The following is a 6,663-nucleotide window of genomic DNA, read 5'->3' on the forward strand; positions in this document are numbered from 1 at the left end:
CGTCGCCTTGTCCTGATTTTTGTTAATCCAATATATCGTCGGGTCGGCTGATTATTTGCCGGCTTCGGCGATGTTTTTGGCGGCGGTCATCGCGCTGGCGGTCAGACCGGACATGCCAATCAGGGAGGCGGCTGCCAATTTAATTAAGTTTTTCATGGTCATCTCTCTTTCTTTTGTTCCCGCCGCCGAACTGGGCGGTCTGCGGTTCGCGCTTGTGCCGGCATCTGATGCCGGAATCTGTTGAAAGCCGAAAGCCGCTCCGCCGCGGGCGAGAAGGTTGTTTGTGAGGGTTTGGGAAGCGTTTAAAATATTTCGTTTGTTTTCAAATTATTTTTTTGCAACGGTTTCGATATTGCGGGCAACCATAGAGGCTGAAGCGGTAACACCGGCCATACCGATTAAAGAGGCTGCGGCTAAGGTCAATAAATTTTTCATTTCGGATAATCCTTTCTCATACTTACCAAATGTTATTTAACAACATCTGCATTTGTCGGCAGCGTGTCTGCCGTATCGACAGGAGCCATGATACCGCCTTAATTGATAAATTATACAGTTTTTTTGTAAAGAAAATAGCGGTATTAATGCTTTAATGTAATTATTTTGATAAATTATTTTTATTTTTGAAAATGACACCGATGTCTTGAAGAATGACACCGATGTCTTAGTTACAAGCCGATTACAAATTATTTATTTTAGAATAGATACTCTCGGATTTTTTGTTGCCAAATTACATCATTTTAGAAAATTTTTAAATTTTCCTTTTATTTTTCAATCAGATAAAAAACAACACTTTTCCGCTTGGATTTTGGATTTTTAGTCTAAGACTATAATTGCCATTGCCATTTTTTAAATAACCCATCTATTTTTGGCAAAAACAGGTCGTCTGAAACCAAAATCCCTGCCCGACAAACCGGAATCCGCTGTTTTCTTCTGAAATTGCTCAGCAAATCTCTCATCCGGCGCTGCGGCTTATTTCGCTTTGCCCAAAGAGGGCGGTTTTCCAAGCTGTCGGCAGTCAAAGCCCTATTTGGGCGCAGCGAAGCGTGTAAAGCTTGTTTTTAGGTTTTCAGACGACCTACCTATCTTTATAGGTTGGCGGGGTCGTCTGAAAAAGCTTTCTGTTTCGTCGATGCCGTTTACGCCCCCATCAAATTGATTCGGTACGACTGCTTCGCCCTGCATTCTGAAATCCGCTGCCCGGCATCGGTTTATCAGCCATTCCGCCCTATCCTACTCAAGTGCACAGCGAGCTTGCCCTGCAAACATGCTATATTGCCGTTTTTGCTTTTTCCGTTTTCAGACGACCTATGAATGTCCCGCTCCTCCTAACCGCCGCGCTCGCCTTTTGTCCGGCGCGCTCATCACTTGGCTGCTCGCCCGCAACAAGGCGCAGACGCAGCAGTTTGCCCTGATGCAATCACTTGCCGAGTGCCGCCAGCATCTTGAGTTTGCCGAACAAAATCAGGCGCAAACCGCATCCGAGCTTGCCGACGCGCGCTATCATGTCCAAGATTTGCAGGGCGAGTTGCAGGAATTGGGCAACCGCTTCGCCGCCGCCGAACGCCAAATCGGTTATCTTCAAGAGCGCGAACAGGAAGCAGGTCGTCTGAAACAAGATTACGCCGAGCTTCAGGAAAACGCGCACAACCTGCACGTCCGCAACGAACGCCTCCACATCCAGCTCGAACAGGAACGCCTCGCCGCCGACGAAAAGCTCAAGCTCCTTGCCGAAGCCCGACAAAGCTTGGGCGACCAGTTCCAAAACCTCGCCAACACCATTTTGGAAGAGAAAAGCCGCCGCTTCACCGAGCAAAACCGCGACCACCTCAGCCAACTGCTGAACCCGCTCAACGAACGCATCCACGGCTTCAGCGAGCTGGTTCAGCAAACCTATGAAAAAGAAGCGCGCGAACGGCTGACCCTCGAAAACGAACTCAAACGCCTGCAAACCCTCAACACCCAACTGCACAGCGACGCCAAAGCCCTCACCGACGCGCTCACCGGCACGCAAAACAAAACCCAAGGCAACTGGGGCGAGATGATTTTGGAAAGCGTTTTGGAACATTCCGGCCTGCAAAAAGGACGCGAATACACCGTCCAAGCCACTGCCGTCCGCCAAGAAGAAGACGGCGCGCGCCGCCTCCAGCCCGACGTCCTCGTCAATCTGCCCGAAGGCAAACAAATCGTCATCGACTCCAAAGTCTCGCTGACCGCCTACGTCCGCTATACCCAAGCCGCCGACGCCGCAACCGCCGAGCGCGAACTTGCCGCCCACGTCGCCAGCATCCGCGCCCACATCCGCAGCCTGTCGCAAAAAGACTATACCGACCTCGAAGGCGTGCGCACGCTGGACTTCGTGTTTATGTTCATCCCCGTCGAACCCGCCTACCTGCTCGCCCTGCAACACGATGCCGCCCTGTTCCAAGAATGTTTCGACAAGCGCATCATGCCGGTCGGCCCGAGTACGCTGCTCGCCACCCTGCGCACCGTCGCCCACATCTGGCGCAACGAACAGCAAAACCAAAACGCCCTCGCCATCGCGGCTGAAGGCGGCAGGCTTTACGACAAATTCACCGGCTTCATCCAAACACTTGAGGCCGTCGGCAAAAACATCGACCAAGCGCAAAACCAGTTCCAACAAGCCTTCAAACAGCTCTCGCAAGGACGCGGCAACCTCGTCAGCCGCGCCGAAAAACTGCGCGCGCTGGGCGTGAAAACCACCAAACGCCTGCAACGCGATTTGGTGGAAACCGCCCAAGAGTCTGCTTTGCAGGATACTTTGCAGGATAAGGGTTTGCAGGAAGGCGAAGAAGATTGAAGGCTGAGTCGGATTTCAGACGACGTATCAAAGACAAAAAGGGCGCATGATGCGTCTTTTTTATTTTTAACTGATTCGCTTTGCTTTTGAACGACACCGGCCGTCAACCGCCTCCCGCCTACGCCTGTGCGGGGCAGGAATGAGAGCCGATAATTAAGTAATTAAGCAGTATCAATGCAAGCAGGTTGGCAGGACGGAGAAAACAACGCTGCGGCAAACAGGTCGTCTGAAAAAGGTTCGGACAAGCACCGCTTTATTTGTTTCAGCAAAACCGGCTTCTTTCAGTTTCAGACGACCTCAAAGGCGGCATACATCCGCCCGACTGCCACGAAGCCCGGACTGTGCGGTATAATCATGAACATTCTTATAGTGAAATCAATCAAAAACGGACACAAAGCAGTTTATCCCGCCCACTATCTGACCGTACATTCAAACAGGAATGACCCGCGCCGTCCTTCCCGCAAAAGGAACAGCGGCAATTTGAATATCCTCTTTTCATGTGTCCGCCCTAATTTCAAACTCTACACAGGAAACCGCCATGTTAGTCTGCAACCCCTACGAAGTCGTGATTTACGGCACAACCAACAAAGGCAAGATTTTCCGTCCCAGCGACTGGGCAGAACGCCTGTGCGGCATATTGTCCTCATTCACCAAAGACAACCGGCTGTCCTACTCCAACTGGGTGCGCCCCATTCTGGTGGACAACGTCCGCTGCGTCGCCATCGATAAGAAACTCGAAGAAGACAATCCGCAGATGTTCCGTTTCCTGATGGACTTTGCCGCCGACAACGACTTGCGCATCATCGACTGCAAAGAGCTTTTGAAAGAACAGGAAGCCAAAGCGCAAGGAGAACCTGCCGAACGCGTCCCGCTGGCGCAAGCCATCGAAGAAAAACACGCCGCCGAAAAAGCGCCGGTCCAAGCCGCCGCTGCCGACTACATTTTGCGCGAAATCCCGCCCGAAGACACATCCACCGCCTTCGCCGCCCTCAGCGTCCTGCGTTCTTCATTGACCGACATCAGCAAGTTCACCGAACAAATCAACACCGTCCAACGCCCCGCCGGCTATCGCCTCTTGGGTATTTTCGAAGAAGGCAAACACAACGCCGTCGCCGTCTGCGGCTTCCGCGAATCCTGCAACCTCGCCAGCGGCCGCCATATCCACATCGACGACATCGTTACCCTGCCGCAAAGCCGCCGCAAAGGCTACGCCTCCCGCCTTTTGGCTGAAGTCCGCAAAATTGGCGCGGAAACAGGCGTGACCAAAATCCACCTTAACGTCCACGTCAATCAAAACCGAGCCGATGCGCACCGCCTGTATTTCAAAAACGGTTTCGAAATCAGCGCATACCATTTCCGCTGCGATCCTAAATGACCCAAAAGGCCGTCTGAAGACCAAATACGGTTTCAGACGGCCTCTTTCACTCCTAAGAAAGGAACCCCATGAAAACCGTCCTCAGCCTCACCGCCCTCTTCTTCCTTGCCGCCTGTACTTCTGCAACGGGATCGGGCGGCAGCTCGCAAGTCTATGGCGAAATCAAAACCGGCATCGAAAGCAGCCGTACCCGATAAACTGTCATAATAGTGAACCCGCGATAACTCAAAGGTCGTCTGAAAACATCATTCGGATTTTCAGACGACCTTTGTTTCGGCAAAACCCAAATCAGATTGGCAAACACACTCTCGGCAAAACATCTGCCGAATTATCGTTCCCATTTCTCCTTCGCGGTGTCTTCCCGCCGGTTTTTCCCGTAAAATAATGTCTTTAACCCCCGATACTTGTTTTCTGGCAACCCGTCCCCACCGTAGAGGTCGTCTGAAATCCACTCTATCTCAATCAAAACAATACAATGATTCAAAAAATATTCTCATGGTTCGAATCCCGAATCGACCCCTATCCCGCAGCCGCCCCGAAAACGCCTGAAAAAGGGCTGTGGCGGTTTGTCTGGAGCAACATCGAAGGCGTGCGCAAATGGATTGCCGTCTTGGCGGTGTTTACCGCCGGTATCGGCATCATGGAAGCCCTGTTGTTTCAATTTATGGGCAAAGTCGTGGACTGGCTCGGCAAATACACGCCTGCCACCCTGTTTGCCGAAAAAGGCTGGGCGTTGACGGCGATGGCGGGAATGATGGTGTTTTTCGCCCTCTGGACCTTCCTCGCGTCCAACGTGCGCCTGCAAACCCTGCAAGGCGTTTTCCCCATGCGCCTGCGCTGGAATTTCCACCGCCTGATGCTGGGGCAGAGCCTCGGTTTTTATCAGGACGAATTTGCCGGCCGCGTGTCCGCCAAAGTCATGCAGACCGCGCTGGCGATGCGCGACGTGGTGATGACGGTTGCCGACATGGTTGTTTATGTGCTGGTGTATTTCATTACTTCCGGCGTGATTCTGATTTCGTTCGACGGCTGGCTGCTGCTGCCCTTTATCGGCTGGATTATCGGCTTCGCCTTGGTGATGCGCTTCCTGATTCCCAAGCTCGGCAAAACCGCCGCGCGTCAGGCGGATGCGCGTTCGCTGATGACCGGCCGCATTACCGATGCCTATTCCAATATCACCACCGTCAAACTCTTCTCCCACGGCGCGCGCGAAGCGGCCTACGCCAAGCAGTCGATGGAAGAATTTATGGTTACGGTACACGCCCAAATGCGTTTGGCGACGCTTCTGCACACATGCAGCTTCATCGTCAACAGCTCGCTGACCGCCGGCACGACCGCGCTGGGCATCTGGCTTTGGTATCACGGACAAATCGGCGTCGGCGCGGTTGCCACCGCCACCGCGATGGCGTTGCGCGTCAACGGCCTGTCGCAATACATCATGTGGGAATCCGCCCGATTGTTTGAAAACATCGGCACCGTCAACGACGGCATGGTAACCCTGTCCAAACCGCACACCATTCTCGACAAGCCGAACGCCCTGCCGCTGAAAGTGTCGCAAGGCGAAATCAAGTTTGAACACGTCGATTTCTCCTACGAAGCAGGCAAACCGCTGCTCAACGGCTTCAACCTCACCATCCGCCCGGGCGAAAAAGTCGGCTTGATCGGACGCAGCGGCGCGGGCAAATCCACCATCGTCAACCTGCTTTTGCGCTTCTACGAACCGCAAAGCGGCACGATTTCGATTGACGGGCAAAACGTCGACAGCGTGACCCAAGAAAGCCTGCGCGCCCAAATCGGTTTGGTCACGCAAGACACCTCGCTGCTGCACCGTTCCGTGCGCGACAACATCGTTTACGGCCGCCCCGACGCGACCGACGCCGAAATGATTTCCGCCGCCGAACGCGCCGAAGCCGCCGACTTCATCCCCAACCTTTCCGACGCCAAAGGGCGGCGCGGCTATGACGCGCACGTCGGCGAACGCGGCGTGAAACTCTCCGGCGGACAACGCCAACGCATCGCCATCGCCCGCGTCATGCTCAAAGACGCGCCGATTCTGCTGCTCGACGAAGCCACCAGCGCGCTCGACTCCGAAGTCGAAGCCGCCATCCAAGAAAGCCTCGACAAAATGATGGACGGCAAAACCGTCATCGCCATCGCCCACCGCCTCTCCACCATTGCCGCGATGGACAGGCTCATCGTCTTGGACAAAGGCCGCATCATAGAAGAAGGCAGCCACACCGAGTTGCTCGAGAAACAAGGCCTCTACGCCAAACTCTGGGCGCACCAAAGCGGCGGTTTCTTGAGCGAACACGTCGATTGGGAACATAATTGAGTGTCTTGCAGTAAGCAAAAGGTCGTCTGAAAATCCGGTTTTGAATTTCAGACGACCCCAGTTCAAAATCATCTCGACAGGGCGCAAGATTGCGCCCTTCTTTTTTGGGTATATAGTGGATTAACTTTAAATCAGGAC

At 53.5% G+C, this 6,663-nt stretch carries 4 protein-coding genes; all 4 read left to right on the plus strand.

What is annotated here, in order from left to right:
• Positions 1–1,264: 1,264 nt before the first annotated feature.
• The 4 genes from HMPREF2907_RS11195 to HMPREF2907_RS11205 all read left to right on the plus strand — a co-directional run bounded on the left by HMPREF2907_RS11195 (position 1,265) and on the right by HMPREF2907_RS11205 (position 6,525).
• Complete coding sequence (locus HMPREF2907_RS11195; protein WP_141754448.1) at positions 1,265–2,818, plus strand: DNA recombination protein RmuC; 1,554 nt, start codon at positions 1,265–1,267, stop codon at positions 2,816–2,818.
• A 538-nt stretch (positions 2,819–3,356) separates the two neighbouring features.
• Complete coding sequence (locus HMPREF2907_RS11200; RefSeq protein ID WP_070682734.1) at positions 3,357–4,193, plus strand: GNAT family N-acetyltransferase; 837 nt, start codon at positions 3,357–3,359, stop codon at positions 4,191–4,193.
• A gap of 68 nt (positions 4,194–4,261) precedes the next feature.
• A complete protein-coding gene (locus tag HMPREF2907_RS13635) occupies positions 4,262–4,390 on the plus strand; it encodes a hypothetical protein (RefSeq protein WP_016687112.1) in 129 nt (42 codons plus the stop codon).
• A gap of 278 nt (positions 4,391–4,668) precedes the next feature.
• Positions 4,669–6,525 carry an ABC transporter ATP-binding protein gene (locus HMPREF2907_RS11205; RefSeq protein ID WP_016687111.1) on the plus strand — a complete coding sequence of 619 codons (1,857 nt, stop codon included), beginning with the start codon at positions 4,669–4,671 and terminating at the stop codon, positions 6,523–6,525.
• Positions 6,526–6,663 lie beyond the last annotated feature (138 nt).

This window comes from Neisseria sp. HMSC055H02, assembly GCF_001813335.1.
Classification (GTDB): Bacteria; Pseudomonadota; Gammaproteobacteria; order Burkholderiales; family Neisseriaceae; genus Neisseria; species Neisseria sicca_C.

Bases quoted from the DNA above. Each gene is read 5' to 3' on its own strand.
- HMPREF2907_RS13635 (WP_016687112.1), top strand. From the start codon at position 4,262: ATGAAAACCGTCCTCAGCCTCACCGCCCTCTTCTTCCTTGCCGCCTGT.
- HMPREF2907_RS11205 (WP_016687111.1), top strand. From the start codon at position 4,669: ATGATTCAAAAAATATTCTCATGGTTCGAATCCCGAATCGACCCCTAT.
- HMPREF2907_RS11200 (WP_070682734.1), top strand. From the start codon at position 3,357: ATGTTAGTCTGCAACCCCTACGAAGTCGTGATTTACGGCACAACCAAC.
- HMPREF2907_RS11195 (WP_141754448.1), top strand. From the start codon at position 1,265: ATGCTATATTGCCGTTTTTGCTTTTTCCGTTTTCAGACGACCTATGAA.